Source organism: Lentzea sp. NPDC051208, from assembly GCF_040682435.1.
In the GTDB taxonomy this organism is placed as follows: Bacteria; Actinomycetota; Actinomycetes; order Mycobacteriales; family Pseudonocardiaceae; genus Lentzea; species Lentzea kristufekii.
The window spans coordinates 41,299-64,479 of record NZ_JBFBAW010000009.1 but is presented as its reverse complement, the minus strand read 5'-3'; the positions used below and the strand labels follow the sequence as shown (position 1 = coordinate 64,479).

The 23,181-nt window shown below is 67.0% G+C and carries 25 protein-coding genes; 7 read left to right on the top strand and 18 right to left on the bottom strand.

Annotated features, from left to right (window positions below):
- Positions 1-88: 88 nt before the first annotated feature.
- On the bottom strand, positions 89-445 hold the full coding sequence (locus AB0M48_RS22705) for a hypothetical protein (RefSeq protein ID WP_363845377.1): 357 nt from the start codon (positions 443-445) through the stop codon (positions 89-91).
- A gap of 127 nt (positions 446-572) precedes the next feature.
- On the opposite strand from AB0M48_RS22705, the gene AB0M48_RS22700 reads away from it, so the two are divergent.
- Positions 573-902, top strand: coding sequence for a winged helix-turn-helix domain-containing protein (locus AB0M48_RS22700; protein ID WP_363845374.1), 330 nt, complete (start codon positions 573-575; stop codon positions 900-902).
- 5 nt (positions 903-907) lie between these two features.
- Here AB0M48_RS22700 and AB0M48_RS22695 read toward each other — a convergent pair whose 3' ends face one another.
- Complete coding sequence (locus AB0M48_RS22695) at positions 908-1,111, bottom strand: hypothetical protein (RefSeq protein ID WP_363845371.1); 204 nt, start codon at positions 1,109-1,111, stop codon at positions 908-910.
- Positions 1,112-1,270: 159 nt separating this feature from the next.
- Here AB0M48_RS22695 and AB0M48_RS22690 point away from each other — a divergent pair, with 159 nt between their 5' ends.
- Positions 1,271-2,080, top strand: coding sequence for an aminotransferase class IV family protein (locus tag AB0M48_RS22690; RefSeq protein WP_363845368.1), 810 nt, complete (start codon positions 1,271-1,273; stop codon positions 2,078-2,080).
- A gap of 55 nt (positions 2,081-2,135) precedes the next feature.
- A complete protein-coding gene (locus tag AB0M48_RS22685; RefSeq protein WP_363845365.1) occupies positions 2,136-3,074 on the top strand; it encodes an SUMF1/EgtB/PvdO family nonheme iron enzyme in 939 nt (312 codons plus the stop codon).
- Positions 3,075-3,251: 177 nt separating this feature from the next.
- Here AB0M48_RS22685 and AB0M48_RS22680 read toward each other — a convergent pair whose 3' ends face one another.
- The 3 genes from AB0M48_RS22680 to AB0M48_RS22670 all read right to left on the bottom strand — a co-directional run bounded on the left by AB0M48_RS22680 (position 3,252) and on the right by AB0M48_RS22670 (position 6,533).
- Entirely contained in the window at positions 3,252-3,617 is a 366-nt protein-coding gene (locus AB0M48_RS22680; RefSeq protein WP_363845362.1) for a hypothetical protein, read from the bottom strand.
- A 108-nt stretch (positions 3,618-3,725) separates the two neighbouring features.
- On the bottom strand, positions 3,726-4,958 hold the full coding sequence (locus AB0M48_RS22675; RefSeq protein ID WP_363845359.1) for a helix-turn-helix transcriptional regulator: 1,233 nt from the start codon (positions 4,956-4,958) through the stop codon (positions 3,726-3,728).
- Positions 4,959-5,099: 141 nt separating this feature from the next.
- A complete protein-coding gene (locus tag AB0M48_RS22670; protein ID WP_363845356.1) occupies positions 5,100-6,533 on the bottom strand; it encodes a pentapeptide repeat-containing protein in 1,434 nt (477 codons plus the stop codon).
- A gap of 1,165 nt (positions 6,534-7,698) precedes the next feature.
- Between AB0M48_RS22670 and AB0M48_RS22665 the strand changes: the two genes are divergently transcribed.
- Positions 7,699-7,926: a hypothetical protein gene (locus AB0M48_RS22665; RefSeq protein WP_363845353.1), complete on the top strand. Its 228-nt coding sequence runs from the start codon at positions 7,699-7,701 to the stop codon at positions 7,924-7,926.
- Positions 7,927-7,936: 10 nt separating this feature from the next.
- Complete coding sequence (locus tag AB0M48_RS22660; protein WP_363845350.1) at positions 7,937-8,233, top strand: antibiotic biosynthesis monooxygenase family protein; 297 nt, start codon at positions 7,937-7,939, stop codon at positions 8,231-8,233.
- Position 8,234: 1 nt separating this feature from the next.
- Here AB0M48_RS22660 and AB0M48_RS22655 read toward each other — a convergent pair whose 3' ends face one another.
- Together AB0M48_RS22655 and AB0M48_RS22650 are read right to left on the bottom strand one after the other, a co-directional pair.
- On the bottom strand, positions 8,235-8,714 hold the full coding sequence (locus AB0M48_RS22655; RefSeq protein ID WP_363845347.1) for a GAF domain-containing protein: 480 nt from the start codon (positions 8,712-8,714) through the stop codon (positions 8,235-8,237).
- A 59-nt stretch (positions 8,715-8,773) separates the two neighbouring features.
- On the bottom strand, positions 8,774-9,406 hold the full coding sequence (locus AB0M48_RS22650; RefSeq protein ID WP_363845344.1) for a hypothetical protein: 633 nt from the start codon (positions 9,404-9,406) through the stop codon (positions 8,774-8,776).
- A gap of 43 nt (positions 9,407-9,449) precedes the next feature.
- Here AB0M48_RS22650 and AB0M48_RS22645 point away from each other — a divergent pair, with 43 nt between their 5' ends.
- Complete coding sequence (locus AB0M48_RS22645; protein ID WP_363845342.1) at positions 9,450-11,264, top strand: prolyl oligopeptidase family serine peptidase; 1,815 nt, start codon at positions 9,450-9,452, stop codon at positions 11,262-11,264.
- Between the two features lie 112 nt (positions 11,265-11,376).
- Here AB0M48_RS22645 and AB0M48_RS22640 read toward each other — a convergent pair whose 3' ends face one another.
- The 3 genes from AB0M48_RS22640 to AB0M48_RS22630 all read right to left on the bottom strand — a co-directional run bounded on the left by AB0M48_RS22640 (position 11,377) and on the right by AB0M48_RS22630 (position 12,946).
- Positions 11,377-11,853, bottom strand: coding sequence for a DNA starvation/stationary phase protection protein (locus tag AB0M48_RS22640; RefSeq protein WP_363845339.1), 477 nt, complete (start codon positions 11,851-11,853; stop codon positions 11,377-11,379).
- Between the two features lie 16 nt (positions 11,854-11,869).
- The gene (locus tag AB0M48_RS22635) at positions 11,870-12,292 is read right to left on the bottom strand and encodes an organic hydroperoxide resistance protein (protein WP_319985404.1); all 423 of its coding nucleotides are present in this window, start codon (positions 12,290-12,292) and stop codon (positions 11,870-11,872) included.
- An 81-nt stretch (positions 12,293-12,373) separates the two neighbouring features.
- The gene (locus AB0M48_RS22630; RefSeq protein ID WP_319985405.1) at positions 12,374-12,946 is read right to left on the bottom strand and encodes an NADPH-dependent FMN reductase; all 573 of its coding nucleotides are present in this window, start codon (positions 12,944-12,946) and stop codon (positions 12,374-12,376) included.
- A gap of 65 nt (positions 12,947-13,011) precedes the next feature.
- On the opposite strand from AB0M48_RS22630, the gene AB0M48_RS22625 reads away from it, so the two are divergent.
- On the top strand, positions 13,012-14,064 hold the full coding sequence (locus AB0M48_RS22625) for an alpha/beta hydrolase (RefSeq protein ID WP_363845334.1): 1,053 nt from the start codon (positions 13,012-13,014) through the stop codon (positions 14,062-14,064).
- Here AB0M48_RS22625 and AB0M48_RS22620 read toward each other — a convergent pair.
- From AB0M48_RS22620 to AB0M48_RS22585, 8 genes are all read right to left on the bottom strand, one after another.
- Positions 14,040-15,215 carry an MFS transporter gene (locus AB0M48_RS22620; protein ID WP_363845331.1) on the bottom strand — a complete coding sequence of 392 codons (1,176 nt, stop codon included), beginning with the start codon at positions 15,213-15,215 and terminating at the stop codon, positions 14,040-14,042. The two genes, AB0M48_RS22625 and AB0M48_RS22620, sit on opposite strands and share 25 nt — an antisense overlap.
- Complete coding sequence (locus AB0M48_RS22615; RefSeq protein ID WP_363845328.1) at positions 15,212-16,402, bottom strand: MFS transporter; 1,191 nt, start codon at positions 16,400-16,402, stop codon at positions 15,212-15,214. The genes AB0M48_RS22620 and AB0M48_RS22615 overlap by 4 nt, the downstream gene beginning before the upstream one ends.
- 38 nt (positions 16,403-16,440) lie before the next feature.
- Positions 16,441-17,847, bottom strand: coding sequence for a gluconokinase (locus AB0M48_RS22610; protein WP_363845325.1), 1,407 nt, complete (start codon positions 17,845-17,847; stop codon positions 16,441-16,443).
- The gene (locus tag AB0M48_RS22605) at positions 17,844-18,581 is read right to left on the bottom strand and encodes a class I SAM-dependent methyltransferase (RefSeq protein WP_363845322.1); all 738 of its coding nucleotides are present in this window, start codon (positions 18,579-18,581) and stop codon (positions 17,844-17,846) included. Before AB0M48_RS22605 ends, AB0M48_RS22610 begins: the two co-directional genes overlap by 4 nt.
- Before the next feature lie 177 nt (positions 18,582-18,758).
- Positions 18,759-20,231: an ADP-ribosylglycohydrolase family protein gene (locus tag AB0M48_RS22600; RefSeq protein ID WP_363845318.1), complete on the bottom strand. Its 1,473-nt coding sequence runs from the start codon at positions 20,229-20,231 to the stop codon at positions 18,759-18,761.
- Positions 20,228-20,791: a hypothetical protein gene (locus tag AB0M48_RS22595; RefSeq protein ID WP_363845315.1), complete on the bottom strand. Its 564-nt coding sequence runs from the start codon at positions 20,789-20,791 to the stop codon at positions 20,228-20,230. The genes AB0M48_RS22600 and AB0M48_RS22595 overlap by 4 nt, the downstream gene beginning before the upstream one ends.
- A gap of 43 nt (positions 20,792-20,834) precedes the next feature.
- Entirely contained in the window at positions 20,835-21,899 is a 1,065-nt protein-coding gene (locus tag AB0M48_RS22590) for an aspartate-semialdehyde dehydrogenase (protein WP_363845312.1), read from the bottom strand.
- Complete coding sequence (locus tag AB0M48_RS22585) at positions 21,896-23,161, bottom strand: aspartate kinase (RefSeq protein ID WP_090069762.1); 1,266 nt, start codon at positions 23,159-23,161, stop codon at positions 21,896-21,898. The genes AB0M48_RS22590 and AB0M48_RS22585 overlap by 4 nt, the downstream gene beginning before the upstream one ends.
- Positions 23,162-23,181 lie beyond the last annotated feature (20 nt).

Below are 23,181 nucleotides of genomic sequence, written 5' to 3'. Positions count from 1 at the left end.
GCCCTCTCGGGTTGGGACGAGTAGTGGTGTGAGAACCCAGATCGGCGGTGACTTCTTGGCGGGAGTCCGCTGGCCCGGGATGTGAGGATCAGGCAGCCTGTCCACCGGTGACGCGACGGGCGATCTGCGCCCGTACGGCGTTGCGGCGAGCGCGACGGCTCTTGCCGTTCTTCCTGCCGTAGATCGGCGTCGGCGGTGCGGTGGCCACTGCGACGACGCGAACCGGCGCCGATTCCTCCCGAACCGCCTGCGTCAGCGTCACGCCGTACTTAGGAGTGATGCCCTTGGCGGCCCGAGCCAGCATCCGAGCGTTGCGGGCCGCACGTGCTGAACCGTCCGACAGCGCCGACGTCGGCGCGTACAGCGACCCGATCTCCTTCGAAACCTCGCTGACCAGCGTGGTCACGTGCCTGTAGGTGAGGCCGTCCGGGCTGTAGTTCGTCATCGTCGGTTCCTTTCGCTCTAGTGTGCGCTAGTGCGCTCTAGTTCAAACTTACGCAGACGGGTTCCGTCGCGTCGATACTCCGAATGAGTGATCTAGTGCGCGCTAGTGCGCGCTGTAAGCTGATGGGATGCCGCTCTCAGAGGCCGAGGGACACCCGTACGAGGTGCTTGCCAGCAAGTACAGGGACAAGATCAAGAGAGGTGAGCTTCAGCCGGGCGCCAAGATGCCGACCCAGCGACAGCTCATGGATGAGGAAGGCCGGCCAGCCGCCACCGTGCAGCGAGCACTGGCCAAACTCGAAGAAGAGGGCTGGATCAAGGCAATCCCTGGTCGCGGAAGCTTTGTCCTCGATCGCCAGGGCCAGGAAGAACCTGACCTAGCCGAACAAGTCCGCGAGATGCGCGGCCAACTCGCAGCCTTGACCGAACGCGTTGCGACGCTCGAACAGGAACGGTGACCCGGTCACGATCCGAAAGCTTCCGCGAACGTGGCCAGGGCGTCCAGCGCCGTCCCTCCCCAGCCCAGCAACTGCCGGGCTGCCGTCGCCGACCCAGCGGGGTCGCGGATCACGAGGGCCACCAGAACCCCGAGGACCACCATCCCCAGCAAGCGCCGGCCAGTCCCGCCGCCGGTCGGCAGCGGCATCATCGTTTGTTTCTTCGCCATCTCAGTGCCCCGTTCTCGTCCGTGGTTCGTTCTGCCTCAAGCTTGCTGCGATCTGCGCCACACGAGAACTGCCCGAGTAGTACCTCAACGCCGAACTTCCACCGAACTTCCACCACTGAACTTTCGCCGAACTTCGGCGCGACCCACCTTCAGAATCCGATGACGGAGTGGGAGCCTGAACGCATGGACCTGAATGGCGTCCCCGCCACCCTTGATCAAGTGAAGGCGCTTGCCCTCACGAACTACGGCCACTTCACGTCAATGCTCGTAGAAAATGGCGAGGTTCGGGGACTGTCCTTGCACATGGAGCGGCTGTCACGTGATTGCCGACAGCTTTTCGATCACGACCTCGACACCGAGCAGGTCCGCGGCTACGTGCGGAAGGTTCTCGGCGAGCACGTAGGCGCTCGCGTGGTCGTTCGAGTGACGGTCTTCGATCCAGCTCTCGACCTGGGGACTATCGGACGCGACGCGCACCCTCACGTGTTGGTCACCCACCGCGAAGCCACGAACGGTTCTCCGGCACCGTGGCGACTTCAGGCCGCCTCCTACCAGCGCGACATGCCTTCCGTGAAGCACGTAGGCCTTTGGGGCACGATGCAGCGCCGTCGAGCTGCCCAAAAAGAGGGCTATGACGATGTCCTTTTTCTCAACCCTGACGGCACAATCTCCGAGGTCGCAACGTCGAACATCGGGTTTGTTCGCGAAGGCCGCATCATTTGGCCACGGTCCCCGTGGCTCGCGGGTATCACGATGACGTTGCTCAATCAGGAACTAGACGAGCAGATCGTGACGGAGCCGCTGACGCTGTCGGACCTTTCGAGCATGGAAGCGGCGTTCGCGACCAATGCAGCGACTGGCGTTCGGGCTGTGTCCTCGGTGGACGCGACGGAGTGGCCGTCCGAGACTCACCCCGTTCTGAAGGAGTTGAGGGAGCTGTATGCCGACATTCCGGCCGAACGGGTATAGGCGGCGCTATCGGCGAGCTAGGCTCGCTCGGAGGTTCTCCGAGGGGGAGTGTGCAATGCCGACGGTGCACCGCTGGACAGGTGTGGAGGTTCGCGCTCTACGCGATGCAATGCGCATGAGCCTCCGCGAGTTCGCCGCTCATCTCGGAGTGAGCGAGCGCATGGTCTCGAAGTGGGAGGCTGGCCGCGAGAACATCCAGCCTCGGCCCGTGAATCAGGCTGCACTCGACACCTGTCTCAACCGCAGCGACCCCGACACTCACGCGCGATTCGCCTTCCTGGTCGGCGATTCGGTACTGAGCGCCGGGGACCAAGAGGCACAGATCGAACCGATCGGAAGCGGCCAGGTCAACCACCCGACCGACGGCAGCGCCATGATCATGGTCGAAGGCAGCGTCTTCCTCGGAGGCCCTGGCAATACTCCTGCCTGGATTCCCGGTTACTACATCGACGTGTTCCCGGTGTCCAATGAGGACTACGCGCTGTTTGTTGCTGCGACTGGACATCAGGCGCCGGATCACTGGCCTGACGGGCAGTGCCCTCCTGAGATCAAGGACCACCCGGTGGTCTTCGTGACCTGGCACGACGCGAACTCCTACGCGACCTGGGCGGGGAAGACGCTGCCAACGGGCCAGCAGTGGGAGAAGGCAGCGCGAGGGACCCGCGGAACGGTCTACCCGTGGGGCGACCAACCGACGCCGGCCAAGTGCAACGTCCGGGAGAACGGCGTTGGCCAGACCACGGCGCGCGACTGCTACCAGAGCGGCGTAAGCCCGTACGGCGTGTACGACATGTGCGGGAACGTCTGGGAATGGTGCTCAACCGAGAGCAAGCCCGGTCGCCACGAACTCAAAGGCGGCGCCTGGACGAGCCCGTTCAACCGGGCCACCCCGTCGTCCTTCAATGACGCGAACGCGACCATGAAGGACGATGACACAGGCTTCAGGTGCGTGGTTGCGGCGGAGACGATGGACGAGTTGCTGCGTCGCCGCTGACAGTTCCCGAGCACCTCGGACAGCGCTGACGATCGGCGAGAATTCGAGCGACAGGAACACAAACGGCACCGCACACGGCGAACCACAGAGGTATCCCGTTGAAGGTGATCTGTGGCGCGTCCAGTGCGATCACGTGCATGAGCGGCCGGAAGATCCCCGCCCCCAACTGCCGCTCGGCTACGGAGTCCATAGCTTCGGTGCTGTGCCGATGGCCAGCGTTGGCGCAAGTCGCATGCCAGGTGCGGGAAGTGCCAGCAGTTGGTGGACAACCTCGGCGAGAGTGCCGCTTCGCTCCCACACGATCGTGGGTGCGCTGTGCTGGTCGGCAGGGACGCAGATGCGCAGGCCGAGTGCGTCGGTCTCGTCGCGAACACGGATGCAGTCTCGCCACCCGTTGGACCAGACCCTCGCGGCGTCGAGTTCGGCGTTGGGGTCGCCAGGATCGTCGATCGGGAGGAACTTCCAGCCTGCGTCCCGAATGAGGATCAGGTTCTGGAGGCTGGGAAAGAGCTTTACTGCTTCGGCGTCGGTGAGCAGGTTCATGCCCCACCCACCACGACGCCATCCGCACTGGTGATCGGCCGCATGTTCGGGACCGTAGGACCGCCACGACGTGCAAAGGGGTACAACCTGTACCCCCACCTGATCAGGTCAGGCCGCGATGCCCACCCGATCGCACAGGTCCAGGACGTCCTGCCGCAGCCCGGTCGGCGGGTTGTTGCGGAGGCCGATCAGCATTTCCCGCGCGAACCCGTTGTACTTGATCGTCTCGGACGCCGTGCGCTCCGAGTGGTTGAGCAGCGCCCACACCGCGTGCGGCTCGCCGCGCTGGTCGTGCGCACGCGCTACCTCGATCAGATGCCGGGCTCGCCGCGGCACTGAAGCGATGGCATCCGGGTCGAACTGGTCGGCCGCGCGCAGTGCCTCGGCTGGACGTCGCAGCTCCACACCGAGCGTCGTGGCGTGTGCAGACATCACGGGACGGCTGAAGGACGACTGTGTGTGCCGGTAGCCAACCGGGAGCTCCTGCGCGACGCGGTCCGCGAGTTCCCACGATTCCCAGGCTTGTCCGTGTCGACCACGGCGAGCGTGCACGTACGCGACTTCGGCTTTCAGAGCGCCCCACATGCCTCGCCAGTCGTCGCCGCTGTCCAGGTAGGGCTCAATCTCGCGGGTACCGAACGCCGCAACGTCTAGCGCCTCATCCCAGCGGCCGGCGTCGCGGAGGGCTTGAACCTTCGCCCAGGCTCCCCCGGCGATCGCGAGCGGATCGTCAGCTTCCAGCGCCTCGTGCATCGCCCGGTCCGCGACGAGCCACACCAGCTCTGGAGCGGGTTGGTACGCGCAGTAGAAGTCAGCGAGCCGGTACACCCCGGCAAGCACCCGGCGTGCGTCGCGACGTTCCTCGCCACGAATCACACGCACGGCACGTTGAGCGTCCCGGATGAGGTCAGGGAGAAGCAGCCCAAGCTGGGTGCGGTGATCGGGGCTCGCGTGCCGGATCTGCCATGCCTGCTCAAGACGTACCGCGAGATGCGCGACATTCGGCGGCGGTGCGTCGCCAAGCAGGTGATAGTCCGTCAGTGCCGCCTGTACCTCGGTGAGTGCCTTGTGCCTCTCGCCTGCGAACACGGAAACCGGCACGGCGTGGCCGTTGCCGGTGAGGTCGGCCAGGTCCTGCACACCGAGGGCGTGCGCGATGCGGAGCAGCATCGGCAGGCGCGGCGCTTGCAGCCGACCATTCTCGACTGCCTTGACCCACTCGGTGCTCCGGTCGACCAGACCGCCGAGGACTGGGCGGGACATGCCGGCACGTTCGCGCGCCCACTTGATGCGCTGCCCGATCGTGGTGTGCGCAGGATCGGGAAAACCCGAGGTCACCATCGGTCCACCTCATCGCCGGATGTGTCCCCGCCGAGGCCCCTGGTGGCTAACCCAGGGGCGCACATCCGGCGAGGATGTCGTAGCTAGCGTAGCGATGCGGCTTGCCTTCAGATAGATCGAGCGTTAACTGCCAATCACTGATTAGATCTGCTGGGCGTCGGCGCTGCGAACGAGACTGCCCCAGCGCTCCTCTTGCGGATTCAGATCGGTGTTTATCACCAGTTTCCACTCAGACGGCCAGACACCACGAGGATTAGGAGGGCCGTCCGGCACGGTCACTTTAGCCTCGGTTAGATCAATAAAACGAGAGCCGGAAACATCTCTAAAAGTGGCTGTAGCACCGAACTCCACAAGGTCAAACTTGGATGCAGCCCCAAAATCCGCCCGCTCAAATGTCACGTGTTTTACAAACGTCGCCTCACGGAAAATAACTCCCTGCTCGAAAGATACCTGATCAAAACGCGCATTCCTAGAAAAGAAGGCGTCATCAAAAAGCACCTTGCCCATAAACCTGGATGCGAAAAAATTGGCGCGACCGTCAAACCTGCTCTGAGTAAACTCTGCGCGCGTCATGAGCGCCTGACTGAAACTAACCCCCGCCCTGAACATTGCTCCCACAAACGCCGCCTGTCGCTCAAAGCAGGAACCATTGAAAACAGCAATTTCATGAAAGACAGAATCTTTAAACCGGGCCGTATTCTTAAATATGGATCCAGAAAATGTGCTTCTGCCGTGAAATTGAGTGCGATCGAATACTGCTTGAAAGAAGTGGCAGCCACCAAAGTCTGCGTCGACCAACACCGCTCCGGTTAGGTCAACCCGAAGGGGTTCAGGCCAGTAGCCCGGGTTAGAGGGTCCATTAGTTTTGGGGTCAACCATAGGGCGGAGATGCGCAGCAAGGATGCGCCGAGCCGCTTGTCTCACCTCCTGCTCCTGCTGATCCAGCTCATAGCGTTTTCGGGATTGGATTAGCTCTTCCGACTCCGGCAATGCACCGCGCCTACTAAATTCCGACCGAATAGACTCTTCCTCGTGTTCTATTTCGAGTGCGTTCACAACGCTTCGATCGGGGATCGTGTACGGCATGCGCAGATAAGCACATATCACATTTATTACTGTTTGCCTTTGGTCGGAATTAGCCTGCGCAAGTCGTTCGAGTGCATATAGACCTCCAAGACGCACTGGGGCCTTCTCTGACCCGAGTTGCTCCACAGACTTGGCATAAAGATCAGTGACCCGTCGGTCGTCGGCATCCCGTTCATTCGCGTTGGCTACACGTTCAGCACGTATGCGGTTGTCGTCTGCAACCTGCTCTGCGTGAGTTTGGACCCGATCACGCTGCGCCATCTCAGCGTGCCGAGCCTCCAATTCCAGCTCCTGAGTACGTTGCCGCCGTGCGGCCAAATACAAGGCGAACAGTCCACCGCCGCCAACGGCGATAGAAGCGGCGACCTTCACCACGTCCAGCTGGGCCGTCGCCTTCTTATCTGCGTCGGCAAAAGCCAACGTATCCACCCACCGCCACAACACCACCAATACAATGATGGCTACGGCGAGCACTGCGACCGCAACCACGGGTACTGTCCACCGAGGCAGCGGGGGACGTGAAGTGAGAGAAGGCAGGAGCGTCAGCTCAGCTCTGGGTGTCGAGGGCGCAGGAAGCGGCTTCCGAGGATCATCCACACACTGCTCATCGTCGCCAAGCTGACGAATGCTTCATCTGCATCAGGGGCGCGGATCGTACGTCGTCAGCCGTGCCGCCTACACGGAGACTATCCACACTCCCGTCTGGGGACTCCGCTCCGCCAAGTGGCTCATGAAGCGGGGCTCCGGACGCATCTGCAAGTCAGGCGTAGTGCTGTAGCAGGAGTTGGGTCGTAGCCGAACCAGGCAGCGTGGCTACAGCTGTCGGTAGGGCACAGCTCCAAGGCGTTGACTTGACTGGAGCCACTGTGACGGCTGCCCAACTCGCTGGAGCCACCTTTGAGCGAGAGCACGACCCTCCCGAGGGACCTGAATGATCCGTTGGGAGAACTTTGGGAGAAGAACCTCCGACAGCGGGCTTCGCACACCAACGTAGACCAACCACAACCAACGCCCTGAACAGCTGAAACGTAGATCGTGCCAGCGCCTCACCGCCGTCGGACTTAGTTCGGGACGAAGAGGTCGCAGGTTCAAATCCTGTCACCCCGACTGAATAAACAAATCAGCCTCTGCCGCAGAAATGCGGACAGGGGCTGATTTTGTTTGCGCAGCCGTTTCGGGTCTGACTCCGGGGAACCGAGGAGAACAACTCTCCGACTCGGCTCCCGGACATGCCGGCGGCGACCTGACCGTTGCCGCCGAGGTGATCGGCACGGTCGCGTCGTTCACCACTCCGTCCGACCTGCGAGCAGCGATTCGTTAGGTCGTGAATTCGTCTCAGCTTTTGTTCGTCGACCTTGCCCGGGAAAGCCCTTCCTCCAGAGTCGAAGGTCCTTTCCGGTCACGGAAAAGGACATCAACGTTCTCGATAAGTCACCCGATCGTGTGACGCACCTCGACACGCGCGGCCGTAGACGGGACCGTGCTTGCATGACATAGCGCCATCATTCCGCTCCAAACCTTACGAAACGACCACGTCACGTTAACCCTTACGAGTGAAGGTTGACGGTTCAACTCACGTTGCGTAACGGCTGTCTTGATCCAAACGACGAAGGCAGTGGTTCAGCCATCGTGGAACATGTCGGGAGATGTTGTGATGGACTCCGCCTCCGCCGCCAACCCGTCTCATAGGTCGTGGATCGTCATTGCCGCCAAGGCAATTGTGGTGCTGCAGTCCTTGGGGATCGTTTACATGCTCACTTCTGCCTGGGTGACGGCCGTGGTGGCCGTCGGCTTCATCGTGGCCTTCTTCGCGATCAGGGCGCTGTCGCGCGCCTCGCGCAAGGTCGACCAGATCTTCGACGAGGAACTCGGCCGCCAATAGGCTTGGCGCCATGCTGACTCGAGTGTCCGAGGCCCTGGTGAAGCCGGGCCGGGAGCAGGAGTTCGTCGCACGGGTGCGAGACCTCGTGAAGGGGTTTCCCGAGATCTACGACGGGCTCTTGGGGCACGAGGTGCTCGTCGACCTCGACGACCCGTTGCGTGTGCGGTACGTGAGCCGGTGGCGGGACGAGCAGGCGTTGGAGAACTACGCGGGTCCTGGGTGGCGCACCGATCCGGTGACGTTCCCGGACGAGGACGCGTACCTGCAGCAGCCGTTGGCGCTGCGGCACTTCCGGCACGTGAGCTGACTCAGCTGATGAAGCCCCGCGCGGGCAGACCTTCCGGGAACCGTTCGAGGGCCTCGCCGGCGGCAAGGGCCAGCGACTCCAGCGTCTCGGTCTCGGCGGGGGTCGCGGTGTGCGGCACGGCCCAGTAACAGCCGATGGCGCCGATCGGTTCCGGGCGCAGGATCGGAGCCATCAACAGGCTCCGCACGAAGGTCGGCCGATACGCTTCTTGAGGAATCCTCGAATCGACGCGGATGTCCCTGATCGCCACGGTTTGACGATTCAACATCGCCCACCCGCTGATGCAGTTCACGGCCGGGAAGCGCTGGCCCTTCCACAGCGGGCTCATCGAGTCCTCGTCCGCGTAGTAGCAGAGGTCGCCGTCGAGCAGCACCAGCGTCGCACCGTGCGCTACCAGCGAAGACCTTGCCGTCGTGCGGACGATCCGCTGCACTTCCCCCAACGTCGCGGCTCCGGCGAGGCGCTCCATCGTGTCGGACATGCCGTCACGTTAACTCTCGCCGGACCGCGCACCTAGATTTTCTGGCCTGATTCAACTAATCAGCGGCGGTTTCGCGGTCTGTGACCTTGTGACAAAGAATGCTGGTGCTTTGCGATGATCCACCGCTTCACCGCCGGGCGCGTCGCCAGCACGAGACTCAGCACGCACAGCGCCAGCAGGATGGCCGACGCGGTCGAGGGCACCAGTTCGGCGACGCCGCGGCGGACCGAGCGGATCAGCGCCACCAGCAGCACCAGCCCCGTGAAGCAGCCTGCCATCTGCGAGGCGACCGTGTTCGGGAAGTGCGGGTGGTTGATCGACATCGCGCCCAGCGCGTTCAGCAGGCCGAAGCCGGCGATCACGGCGGCGAGCAGGATGCCGACCAGCAGCGTGCCGCCGGACATCAGGAAGCTCATGATCACGAAGGCCGCGATCACCAGCATGCCGACGGCCAGGATCCAGTTCAGCACCGCGAGCAGCGTGAGCTGTGACGGCTTCGGCGGCAGCCAGCCGGGCGGCGGGCCCTGCTGGAACGGCGGGCCTTGCTGCGGCCACTGCTGAGGCGGCTGGAAGTGCGGGCCCTGCTGCGGCGGCGGGCCCTGCTGGGGCCAGTGCTGCTGCGGCGGCTGCTGGTACCCGTGACCAGGTGCCGGACGGTGTGGTGGCGCACCCCACTGTGGTGGTTGTGTCATCTGCGATCCCCCTAGAAGCAGACTCTGACTCTAGTGTTGAACCGTGACCACGCACCCTTCTCCCACCATTCCGGAACAGCTCTTCGAAGACCCGGCTGCCGAGACCCGGTGGCGTGAGCGGTTCACCGCTCCCCGGATGAGCCTGCCCGGCTGGGCCGACGACGCCCCGGACCGCACCCTGTACGTCTCCAACGCCAGTGGCGTGTGGGAGATCTACGCCTGGGACCGCGCGACGGACGAGCACCGCAAGGTCACCGACCGCCCGAACGGCACGTCGCACGCCACGCTGAACCCGGACGGCACCGAGATCTGGTGGTTCGACGACCACGACGGCGACGAGTTCGGCGTCTGGGTTCGTGAGCCGTTCGAGGCAGACGGCAGCAAGGCCGAGCCCGCGGTCGCGGACGTGACGGCCGGTTACCCGGCGGGTCTGGAGATCGGCCGCACCGTCACGGCCGTGGCCGCGTCGACGGACGACGGCACCACGGTCTGGCTGACGCGTGACGGCCGGAGCGAGGTGATCTACCAGCACGTCAACGACGCCGGCGTCACCGCGCTGGCCAAGGACGAGTCGATCGTGGTGATCGCGCACTCCGAGCACGGCGACAACCGGCACATGGCGCTGCGCGCGCTCAACGCGGAGACCGGCGAGACGATCGCCGAGAAGTGGGACGGCAAGGGCAAGGGCCTCGACGCCATCTCGTTCAGCCCGGTGCGCGGCGACCAGCGACTGCTGGTGCTGCACGAGCGCCGCGGCCGCGAGGAACTGCTGATCTGGGACGTCGCCGCCGGCACCGAGCAGGAGATCGTCCTCGACCTGCCGGGCGAGGTCGCCGCCGACTGGTACCCGGACGCGTCCGCGCTGCTGGTCGTGCACACGCACCACGCCCGCAACACCGTGCACCGCTACGACCTCGCGACCGGCGAGCTGTCCACTTTGGACACCGCGCCCGGCGTGATCGGCTCGGCGGGCGTGCGGCCGGACGGCACGATCGAGTACTCCTGGTCGTCCGCCGAGAGGTCCACGGTCATCCGCGCGCTGGCCACCGACGGCACCGAGCGCGTGCTGGTCGAGCCGCAGGGCGCCGTGCCCGCGACGTCGCACAAGCTGGAGGACGTGTTCGTCGGCGACGTGCACGCGCTGGTCTCGAAGCCCGAGGGCGAGGGCCCGTTCCCGACCGTCTTCCTGATCCACGGCGGCCCGCACTCGTCCGACGAGGACCGCTTCTCGGCCTACCGCGCGGTCTGGCTGGACGCCGGGTTCGCCACCGTGCACGTGAACTACCGCGGTTCCAGCGGCTACGGCTCGCAGTGGCGCGACGCCATCGAAGGCAGGCCGGGCCTGACCGAACTCGAGGACATCGCCGCCGTCCACGACTGGGCAGTCGAGTCCGGACTCACCGACCCGGCGAAGTCGGTGCTCAACGGCGCCTCGTGGGGCGGCTACCTGACCCTGCTCGGCGTCGGCACCCAGCCGGAACGCTGGGCCGTCGGCGTCGCGGGCGTCCCCGTCGCGGACTACCTCGCCGCCTACGAGGACGAGATGGAACCGCTGCGCGCGTTCGACCGCGCGTTGTTCGGCGGCTCCCCGGAGGAGCTGCCCGAGCTGTACGAGGAGTGCTCGCCGCTCACGTACGTGGACCAGGTCACCGCTCCGGTGCTGATCCTCGCCGGCGAGAACGACCCGCGCTGCCCGATCCGGCAGATCGACAACTACCTCGACGCCCTCGCGGCTCGCGGCCACACCTACGAGATGTACCGCTACGACGCGGGCCACGGCTCGCTGGTCGTCGCCGAGACGATCCGGCAGACGGCGGCCGAGGTGGACTTCGCTCGCCGGCACCTGGCCGCGAAGTAGCTCGTGATCGCGAGTTGCCGCAGGCTCGACTACGACGAGCCTGCCCGGAAAGCGGACGAGGCCCGTTCCGTCGAGGAACGGGCCATCCGTCTGCTGGAGTCGAACTGACGGGCTAGGCCGCCTGGGCCTGCCACATCCAGTGCGCCTGCTCCAGCTCCTGCGTGATGCCGATCAACAGGTCCTGGGTGACGAGGTCGGGCTTGTCGGTCTCGTCGATGCGGGAGCGCATGCGGGAGATCAGCGACGCCAGTGAAGCCGTGATCGACGTGACGACCTGCTCCTCCTTCAGCCAGCCGGTCTCGATCTCGGACACGCCGGACGACGCGGCGACGGTCTTCGCCGTGCCGTTCGGCGTGACTCCGAGAGCTGCCGCGCGTTCGGCGACCTGGTCGGCGGCGTTGCGCGCCAGGACGACCAGTTCGTCGAGCTGAAGGTGGACGCTGCGGAAGTTCTTGCCGATCACGTTCCAGTGCGCCTGCTTCCCGATCAGGGAGAGGTCGACGAGGTCGACCAGGGTCGCCTGCAGGATGGCTCCGACTGCGTCGCGGTCGGCGTCAGCGAGCGGGCTGGTGATCGGGTTCTTGGCCATGGTGAAACGCGCCTCCTCAGACGGTGACGGTGAGCGCCACCTCGATGTTGCCGCGCGTCGCGTTCGAGTACGGGCAGACCTGGTGGGCCTGCTCGACGAGCTTTTCCGCGACCGCCTGGTCGAGTCCGGGGATCTTCACCGCGAGCTCGACGGCCAGCTGGAAGCCGCCGGTGCCGTTGGAGCCGATCCCCACCTTGGCGGTTACCTCAGAAGAAGCGACCTGAATCTTCCCTGCGCGCGCGACTGCTGCGATAGCGGAGTTGAAGCACGCCGAGTAACCGGCTGCGAAGAGCTGCTCGGGGTTGGTCGCGTCACCGCCGGGGCCGCCCATCTCCTTCGGGACCGACAGGATCTCGTCGATCACACCGTCGGAGGAGCGCACCTCGCCGTTGCGGCCTTCGCCGTAAGCAGTCGCCTCAGCCGTGTACAGCGCTTCCATTCCGCTCTCCCTTGAGTCAGTGATCAAAGCCTTTCACTGAGGGAGAACGCATCGTGCGCGACTTAAATGCCCCGTCGTGACTCAGTTCACGTCCGAGATGGGACGGCGCAGCGCGAACTCGGCCACCTGGCGGCCGATCATCCGCAGGTTGCGGTCGACGTCGGCGTCCGAGCAGGCGCCGTCGCCGTCGAACTTGACCTGCGCGGAGTTGATCGCGGAGCCCAGCGGCGTCGGCCAGCCGCGCAGCGCGTGCACGATCGAGCGAACCGCCGCGAGCGTGTTGACCGCGGCCTGCCAGCCGTACGCGGCGGTGATGGTGCCTACCGCGCGCCCGTCGAGGTACGGGCGGTCGTCGTCGCGCAGGTCCTCGATGTAGTCGAGGGCGTTCTTGACCAGGCCGGACACGGTGCCGTGGTAGCCGGGCGACACGACGATCACGCCGTCGCACCGCCGCAGGTCCTCGACCATCCGCAGAGCCACGTCCGTGCGGTCCGGGACCGACGGGTCGTAGAACGGGAGCACCAGGTCGGGGCCGCTGTACTGGATCGTCTGCGCACCGAGCTCACGAGCGCCCTCCAGTGCCACTCGCAACGCCCTTTCGGACTGCGAGTCGGACCTGATCGAGCCCCCGATGCCCACCACCGTCACCGTCATGCCAGCGATCCTTCCACCTCCAGCTACCTGGAGATCCAGCACTACTCGCGAGTAACCTGCACCACATGTCGAACTTCCAGGCGGCCGTGATGGCCGGTGCTCTGCGCTTCGCGTTCGGTCTCCCCGGCCCTGTGCGCCGCCTCATCGCCGGTGCCCCGATCCGCCTGGACGGCCAGGACCTGCATCCGGAGGCTCAGTTGCTGCTCAGGCTGCAGCAGCTGACCGGGACGGAGTGGCGCACGAGGTCAGCATCCGAGAGCCGACTGGACCTGGAGTTGAGTTCGAAGCTCGTCTCCGGTCCGAAGATCACCGGAGTGGGTTCACGCGACCTCACGATCGGGGAGTTCGCCGGACGCCTGTACACGCCGGAGGGCCTCGCGGAAGGCTCCGCTCTGCTGATCTTCTACCACGGTGGCGGCTGGGTGACCGGCAGTTTGGAGAGCCACGACAACCTCTGCCGCTTCCTCGCGAGGGAGGCCGGCGTCCGGGTTCTCGCGGCCGACTACCGGCTCGCCCCGGAAGCCCCGTTCCCCACCGCGGCCGACGACGCCGCCGAGGTGCTGCGCTACGCCATCGCGAAGGCCGAGGACCTGGGCATCGACCCGAAGCGGATCGCTCTCGGCGGTGACAGCGCGGGCGGCAACCTGGCCGCCGTCACGGCTCACGGCGCCGAGATCGACCTCGCGTTCCTGCTGCTGTTCTACCCCGGCGTGGACGCGTCGGTGCGCCGCCGGTCGCGTGAGATCTTCGGCAACGGGTTCTTCCTGACCGACGAGAAGATGGACTGGTTCCTCGACCAGTACACGCCCGGCGGCAAGGACCGGCACGACCCGCGTCTGTCGATCCTGCTGGCCGAGGACCTGTCGAACCTGCCACCGACCTACATCGCGACCGCGGGCTACGACCCGTTGCGCGACGAGGGCGAGGCCTTCGCGGAACGCCTGGCCGCCGACGGCGTGCCGGTCGTGCTGCGCCGGCACGAGGGCCTGTTCCACGGCTTCGCGAACGTGCTCGGCGTCGGCGGGATCTTCCGCGAGGCCGTGTCCGAGGCCGTCGGTGCGCTGCGGACCGGTTTCGCGCTGGCCAACTCCGCTCAGGACGTGGAGGAGACCGCCTGACGCTGGCGTGACAGCACCCAGCCGACGCCGGCGACCAGCAGGCCGGCCACACCTGCGACGACGAAGCCGAGCGGGGGTCCGCTGTGGTCCACGGCGATCCCCGCGAGCGGCTGGCCGGCCGCGACGCCGAACGTGAAGGCGGAGCCCTGCAGTCCCAGCGCGAGCCCGCGGGCCGTGGGTGGGGCGTTCTTGGCGATCTGCTCGGACGACGCCGTGATCGTCGGCGCGCAGGCGAGGTTCATCGGGATCAACGCGAGCGCCAGCAACCACACGTTGCCGTCGCCGAGCCCGACCGGTATCTCCAGCAAAGCCATGCACGCCAGCAGGAACACGCCGCTCGGCACCCGTTTGAGGCTGCCGTAGAAGAGCCCGCCGAGGGCCGAGGCCGCGCACACCACCACGAAGACCAGGCCGAGCCAGCTCTGCTGGCCCGAGCGCTCGAGCGAGGCGATCGACGCGATCTCCATGCCCGACAACGTCATCGTGGCGCCGAACGGGATGATCAACGCCGCGATCATCGGCCCGCGCAGCCACTCGCGCAACGGAGGTGGCGGGCCCTCGGCCACGTCGTCCTCGTGCACCAGCAACGGGTTCACGAGGAACAGCACCGCGCTCGCGGTCAGGATCGCCACGCCGATCGTGATCAGCGCCGTCCCGGTCGAGAACTTCGTCGCGATCAGCACGCCCGCCGCGGGGCCGACCATGAACGACAGCTCGACCGAGATCGAGTCGAGTGAGAACGCGGGCCTGCGCTGCGGTTCGGGCACGATCGCGGTGAGCGCCTGCCGTCCGATCGACATCACCGGCACCGCCACGAGCCCGTTGGCGAACGCGAGCACGAGCAGCACGTAGTAGTCCATCAGCGGCGCCGTCACCCAGAAGGCGCCTTCGAGCAGGCTCAGTGCCAGCACGAACCGCAGGCCCTTGCTGTCGACCAGCTTGCCCATCAACGGCGACCCGAGCCCGAGGCCGATCATGGTCGCGAAGCCGACGGTGCCGGCCGCCGCGTAGCCCTTGTCGAGCGTGGTGACGACGTGCAGCGTCACCGTGACGCCCGCCGCCGTCGGGGGAATCCTGGCGAACAGCATCAGCAGCATCAGGGGACGAACCCCCGGCAGTGCCAGGACCGACTTGAACGGGGCGAGGTTCACGAGGACATCGTCACCTGGCTGGCAACGGGTTTGTTCTGCCGCGAGAGCACCCAGGCGACACCCGCGACGAGCAGTCCGATCACGCCGACGATCGCGAATCCCGCAGGCGCTCCCGCCCGGTCGATCGCGACGCCGGCGATCGGTGCGCCGATCGCGTTGCCGACGGTGAACGCCGACCCCTGCAGGCCGATTGCCAGGCCACGGGCGGTGGGCGGCGCAAGCCTGCTGATGTGTTCACCGGAGGCTGCGATCAACGGCGCGCACATGAGGTTCATGGGCACGAGAAGCAGGCACAGCAGCAGCACGTTGCCGTCGCCCAGCCCCACCGGAATCTCCAGAGCGGCCATCAGGACGAGCAGCACCAGCACGCTCGGCACCCTCTTCACCCCGCCGTAGACCACGCCACCGACGATCGACGCCGCACACATCGCGAAGAACACCGCGCCGAGCCAGCTCTGCTTGCCGATGTGCTCCAGCGAGGCGATCGCCGACACCTCCATGCCCGCGAGGCACACCGTCGCCCCGGCGCACACGACCAGCACGCCGACGATCCGTCCGCGCATCCACTCGAACACGCGGGGCTGCGGCCCGTCGACCACCTCGTCCTCGTGCACCATCGGCGGGTTCGCCCAGTACAGGAGCACCCCGGCGACCAGGATCGAGCCGCCGATGAACCACAGCGCGGCGTTCGTGGAGAACTTCGTCGCGACGAACACGCCGAGCGCCGGCCCGCCCATGAACGACAGCTCGACCGAGATCGAGTCGAGGGACAGCGCGACGCGGCGCCGGCTCTCCGGCACGAGCGCGGTGATGACCAGCCGTCCGATCGACATCATCGGCACGCCGAGCAGCCCGACCAGGAACGACGTCACCAGCAACGTCCAGTAGCCCATCAGCGGCGCCGTGAGCCAGAACGCCGCTGACGCCGTGATGCTCACGGCCAGCATCGGCCTCAGGCCGCGCGCGTCGACGAGCCTGCCCATCAGCGGGGCACCGATCCCCATGCCGATCGTGCCCGCCGCCCCGACCAGCCCCGCCGCGCCGTAACCCCGGTCCAGGGTGACCGCGACGTGCAGCGTCAGGATCACGCCCGTGGCTGCCGGAGGCATCCTCGCGAAGAGCATCAACAGTGCGAAGGGACGGACTCCGGGCAGCATCAGGACGTGTTTGAAGGGGGCGAGGTCCACACCGCCATCCTCACGTGGATGGCAAAAGGTTTTCTTTGCTAACGATGTGATTCGCCGTACAGATCTTCCAGTGCGCGGTAGGCCTTCACGACGAACGGCCGTGCGTTCGCGTACCTCTCGACCAGCTTCTCGTCCGGCGTGATCGTCAGCGTCGGCCGCACGAGGTCGACGGTCAGCGACTCGATCTCGCCCAGCGCCCGCCACGCCAGCAGCGCCGCACCCACGGCCGAACCGCCGCTGTCCTCGGCGAGGTGCAACGGCATGCCGAGCGTGTTCGCCAGGGTCTGGGACCAGATCGGAGCGCGGAACGCACCGCCGGTGATCCGCAACGACTCGACGTGCGGCACCGCGTCCAGCACGAGCGCCAGCTGCTGGCACACACCCTCGACCAGAGCTTTGGTGATCTGCTGAGGGGTGTGTTCGCGCCGGAGGCCGAGCAACGCCGCGTGCGCGGTGGAGTCCCACCACGGTGCCCGTTCGCCCAGCAGGTACGGCAGCGCCACGAGCCCGTCGGAGTCGGCGACAGCGGCCTGGGCGAGCAGGTCGCCGACCGGGATGCCGAACGTCTCCGCGGCCCACTGGGCGACCACACCGCCGTTGCTGATCGCGCCGCCACGCACCCAGAGGCCCTCGCCGATGGCGTAGCTGAACGTGCGTCCTTCGTCGTCGACCCCTGGCCCCAGCTGCGCCACGCGGAGTGCGCCCGACGTGCCGAGCGAGACCGCGCCCGCACCGGGACTGGCCGCGCCGACGCCGAGGTTGCCCAGCGGCCCGTCGCCACCGCCGACGATCACCGGGATGCCGGGTCGTAGCCCGGGGATCAAGGCCGTCAGCGGCGTCGAGTGGGTGGGCTCGACCAGCGGCGGGAGCTGGTCAGCGGTGACGCCGGCGAACTCCAGCGACGGCTCGTGCCACTGCAGGGTGTGGACGTTCATCAGGCCCGTGCCGGAGCCGGACGAGTGCTCGTTGATCAGTGCGCCGGTCAGGTGCAGGTGCACGAAGTCCTTGATCTCGCACCACTTCGCGGCGCGGACACCGTTCTCGTGGAACCAGGCGAGCTTCATCAGCGGCGTGAACGAGTGGATCGGTGTGCCGGTCGCCTGGTGCAGCGCACGGCCTTCCTCGGTGCCCCGCAGCCGTTCGGTCTGCTCGATCGCACGGTTGTCGGCCCAGCTCAGGGCGTCCGTGACCGGGCTCAGGTCCGCGTCCAGGCCCATGATCGAGTGCATCGCACCGGTCAGCGCGATGGCCCGCACGTCCTCGCTCGCCAGTTCGCGGAGAGCGTCGAGCGCGGCGTCGAGCACCTGCCGCGGGTCGTGCGTGGCTTCGAGACCGCTGGTGCGCATGGGATAGCCGCGTTCGGTCGAGGCGACGACACGAGCCTGCGCGTCGACCGCGACGACCTTGGTCGCGGTGGTGCCGAGGTCCACGGCGAGAACGATCACCGCTCGCCTCGCACGGCGGAGAAGACGGCGAAGCTCGGGGACTTCCGCAGCGGTCCCCAGAACTCCTCGCCGCGTTCGTCGTCCGGCGTCACGGCGGGCTGCCGCGTGACTTCGAGACCCGCTCGGGTCAGCGCTGCGTCGAACACACCGCGTTCCCAGTAGAACGAGTCGAAGTCGAACGGCGGATCACCCAGCACGTGCACGTTGACCGGCTGTTTCACGTTCATCGGGCCGGTGCGGGTGATCTCGTAGCCGTAGCGCCCGTACTGCCCGAGCAGGTCCCAGTCGGCGTCCGGGTTCGGCACCAGCACGACGAGCCGGCCGCCGGGGGCGAGGTTCGCGGTCAGGTTCGCGATCATGGTGTCGAGCGCGGACTCGTCGTCCGCGTAGCCCAGCAGCCACACGGCCGTCACGACGTCGAACTCGCCGAGCACCGGCAGGTCCGTCGCGTCGTGCTGCTCGTAGGTGATGCCGCGCGGTTCGCGTTCCTCCACGTGGCGGGCGTAGCCGATCATCTCACCGGCCGAGTCGACGCCCACGACCCTCGTCGCGCCGAGGTCGTGGAAGAGCCGGGCGTAGAACCCGGTACCGCAGGCCACGTCCAGCACCGAGCGGCCCAGCAGGTCACCGACCGCGGACAGCAGCGTCGCGCGCTCGGCCAGTCCGGTCGGGATGTGCTTGGCGCGTTCGTAGATCGCGCCCAACGCGTCGTACTGATCATCGCTCTCCGCCATGGATCACACCTTAGGGTCTGTTTCACAGGTCTCGTTCGATGAGAGTCGAGCCTGAGGTGGTTCCTGGCGGTGCGGCCGAACGGGCCGCATACCGGTGTTGTATGTGGTCCGTTCGGCCGTGCCGCCAGGGGCCGCCTCAGGCCCGACTATCGCGAACACGGACCTGTGAAACAGGCCCTAAGACGGCGGATACCGGGCAAACCACTCCTGATCCACCGGCGCGGCCTCGCTCTTCTCCAGTTCCCAGTCCGCCACCATGCGGTCGATGACGGGCCGGAACTGCACGCGCTCGACCCAGTCCGGGCGGATCTTCTCGACGCCGTGCAGGGCACCGGCGAGGTTGCCGGCCATGGACGCCGTCGAGTCGTTGTCGCCGCCGTGGTTGACCGAGACCAGCAGCGCCTCGTTCGGGTCGTCGGTGGCCAGCACCGAGTACAGCGCGATGGCGAGCGCCGTGTCGCCGACGCCGCCGCGGCCCAGTTCCTCGACCCGCGCGACGCTCGGGTCGCCGAGCGCCGCGAGTTCGAGGGCGTGCTCGATGCCCGCGACGACCTCCTCGTGGCCCTCGCGCCGGACCAGGGAGTCGACGGCGACGTCCAGCGCGTCGGGCACGTCCTTGCCGCGCAACAGTTGGTGCACCAGCACGGCGAACACGCCCGCCGAGAGGTAGCCGCTCGGGTGGCCGTGCGTCAGTGCCGCGTTGGCCGCCGCCAGCGCGAACACCTCGGCCGGATCGTCGTCGGCGAGGGCGACCGGCGCGACCCGCATGGCGCCGCCGCAGCCCTTGGAGTTGTTGACGGGCTTGGTGATCGTCGCCTGCTCGCCGGTGCGGGCGTACTCCTGCAACGCGCTCGTGCACGTGAGGCCGGGTGCCCGCATCCGGAAGAGGTCGCGGTGGGTGACCAGCCAGCCGTCCGGTTCGTCCAGAGTGGAGTGGATGCCGCGTGCCTTGTCCCACGGCGTTTTCTGGGTGTGCAGCCAGCGCTGGTACGCGTTCTGCGTGATGCCGGTGATGTCGCGCTCGCCGCTGATCCGTTCCCGGACGTGCGCCCGGATGATCGCCTCGAACGTGAACAGCGTCATCTGGGTGTCGTCGGTGATGTCCGGCTTCTCGGGCAGGTCGGTGATGCCGTCCGGCCCGTGGCGTTCGTAGACGACCTCCATCGGCAGGTTCTCGGTGTTCGCCCCGAGCGCGTCGCCGATCGCGCCTCCGATCAGGCACCCCCGCAGCCGCGAGCTGTCCTTGTGGGGCACCACGAAGAACCGGCGGCCCTCGGAGTCGACCCACCGGCCGGCCTCGCGCGTGGCGGACGGCCGCTCGCCGCACCCGCAGCTCCGCATGTGCTCCGCGGCGGCTTCGGCCAGTTCCACGAAGTCGAACTCGGCCTCGTACGGCAGGCCGGGGTTGACGTGCAGCCGCGGCTTAGTGGAGGCGAGCCTGCTCAGCACGGTGTGCAGCGGGACGCGGATCCACTGCTCGACGCCCGCCGGCAGCCGCGACTCCTCGGTGTAGAGGAGGAGGACGTCGGCCTCGGTCATTTGGACCTCGCCGGGGATGAGCAGCTCAGCATGCGCGGCGTGGTGCCCGAAGCCGTTCACGTCGTCTTCGTGCTCGTGCAGGAGTTGCTCCACGGGAGCCAACGCCCTCACCACGACCTCCGGTACAGCTCTTCGGCCACGAGCCGGACGTCGTGCTCCGGCCCGCCCTCCAGCGCACCCGCGATGGCCCGCGCGACACCACGACCCTCACCGCGCACGGCCTGCGCCAGCGCACCCGCGGCGGTGAAGACGTCAGCGTCCGGTGGCTCGAGCTTCGACGGCGTGAAGAGGTGCGAGGCCAGCATGATCACGACCTCGGCGGCCGCGGAGTCCGGGCCGTGGGTGAGCGCGACGAGCTCACGGATCCGATCGGCGTCGAGCCGTCGCACGGCGGCGGGCAGCGCCCAGATCAACGCGCCGGACCCCTGCGACCTGATCTTGCCGCGATACCTGTTCTTGACCAGGTCACGGGCGCTCTGCCAGGACACCAGGTCGGGCTGAACGCCGGGCTCCGACGCCCACTGCGCCAGTGCGGCGGCCGGGTCCTCCGCCGAACACGCGGCCAACTGGCCGACCAGTCCTGTTCGGACACCCGCGCCGAAAGCGAAACCCTGATAGGCCGCCACGACCTCGCTGAGGCGGGGCGGCCTGATCCACTCGATCTCCCCCATCGCCGTCAGACCCTACCGGGCCTGACGGCGACGGAAGTGACGATCAGAGGCGCTTCGCGAGCTCTTCCGCGACCTCGTAGGTGTTCAGCGCGGCACCCTTGCGCAGGTTGTCGCCGCACACGAAGAAGTCCAGCGTGTTCGGGAAGTCCAGCGCCTGGCGCACGCGGCCGACGTACGTCGGGTCCTCGCCCACGGTGTCCGCGGGCGTCGGGAACTTCTGCGCCGCCGGGTCGTCGACGAGCACGATCGTCGGCTGCGACTCGAAGATCTTGTGCGCGGCCTCGACCGTGATCTCGCGGGCGAACGTCGCGTGGACCGACAGCGAGTGGGTCGTGACGACCGGGACGCGGACGCACGTCGCGGAGACCTTCAGGTCCGGGATGCCAAGGATCTTGCGGGCCTCGTTGCGGACCTTCAGCTCCTCGGACGACCAGCCGCCGTCCTTGAGCGATCCGGCCCACGGCACCACGTTCAGCACCAGCGGAGCCGGGAACGGCGAGTCCTCGGCGGACAGACCGGCCGCGGCCAGCGCCTCGGCCACGTCGCCCGCCGACACACCCGCCTCCTTGCCCGCCAGCGCCGCGATCTCGGCGTACAGGCGGTCGATGCCGGACTGGCCGGCACCGGAAGCGGCCTGGTAGGAGGCCACGACGAGTTCCTTGAGCTCGAACTCGCGGTGCAGCGCGCCCAGCGACGCCATCATCGACAGCGTCGTGCAGTTCGGGTTCGAGATGATGCCGCGCGGACGCTCGTTGATCTTGTCCGCGTTCACCTCGGGCACGACCAGCGGCACGTCGGCGTCCATGCGGAACGCACCGGAGTTGTCGATCGCGACGGCACCGCGCTCGACGGCGATCGGCGCCCACTCGGCGCTGACCTCGTCCGGCACGTCGAACATCGCGATGTCGACGCCGTCGAACGCCTCGGCCGAGAGCGCGACGACCGTGACGTCCTGGCCGCGCACGTTGATCTTCTTGCCCGCCGAGCGCGGCGACGCGATCAGCCTGATCTCGCCCCACGGCACGGACGAGCGGGTGTTGATGATGTCGATCATCACGGTGCCGACGGCACCGGTCGCGCCGACCAGCGCGAGAACGGGGGCGGTCATCGTCCAGTCCCTGCGTAAACGACGGCCTCTTCGTCGGTACCCAGGTCGAACGCGTCGTGCAGGGCACGGACGGCGTCGTCGAGCTGGGTGTCGCGGCAGATGACCGAGATGCGGATCTCCGAGGTGGAGATGATGTCGATGTTGACGCCGGCCGTGGCCAGCGCCTCGCAGAACGTCGCCGTGACACCGGGGTGCGAGCGCATGCCCGCGCCGATCAGCGACACCTTGCCGACGTGCTCGTCGTAGAGCACCTGGTCGAAGCCGATCTCGCCGCGGGACTTCTCCAGGGCCGCCACCGCGCGCGGGCCGTCGACCTTGGCCAGCGTGAACGTGATGTCCGTGCGGCCGGACGCCGCCTGCGACACGTTCTGCACGACCATGTCGATGTCGAGCTCCGCCTGCGCGACGACGCGGAAGATCTTGGCCGCGATGCCGGGGTGGTCGGGGACGGCGGTAACGGTGATTTTGGCTTCGGACCGGTCGTGCGCGACGCCGGTGATCATCGCCTGTTCCACGTGAAGGTCCTCCACTGAACCGGACACGATGGTTCCGGTCTTGTTGCTGAACGACGAACGGACATGCACGGGCACGTTGTAGCGGCGGGCGTACTCCACGCAGCGGAGCATCAGCACCTTGGCGCCACACGCGGCCATCTCGAGCATTTCCTCATACGTGATCGTGTCGAGCTTCTTCGCGTTCGGCACGATGCGCGGGTCGGCGGTGTAGACGCCGTCCACGTCGGTGTAGATCTCGCACACGTCGGCTTTGGTCGCGGCCGCGAGCGCCACCGCGGTGGTGTCGCTGCCGCCACGGCCGAGCGTGGTGATCTCCTTCGAGTCCTGGGAGACGCCCTGGAAGCCCGCGACGATCACGATGGCTCCCTCGGACATCGCGTCCTGGATCCGGCTCGGCGTCACGTCGATGATCCGGGCCTTGCCGTGCGCCGAGGTCGTGATCACGCCGGCCTGCGAGCCCGTGTAGGAGCGCGCTTCGGCGCCGAGCGAGTTGATCGCCATCGCGAGCAGCGACATGGAGATCCGCTCACCGGAGGTGAGGAGCATGTCGAGTTCACGGGCGGGCGGCACCGGCGAGACCTGGCGCGCGAGATCGAGCAGCTCATCGGTCGTGTCACCCATGGCGGACACCACGACGACGACGTCGTTCCCCGCCTTTTTGGTCGCGACGATGCGCTCGGCCACGCGTTTGATCCGCTCGGCGCTTCCCACCGATGAACCGCCGTACTTCTGGACGACGAGCGCCACCGACCTGACCTCCTTCGCGC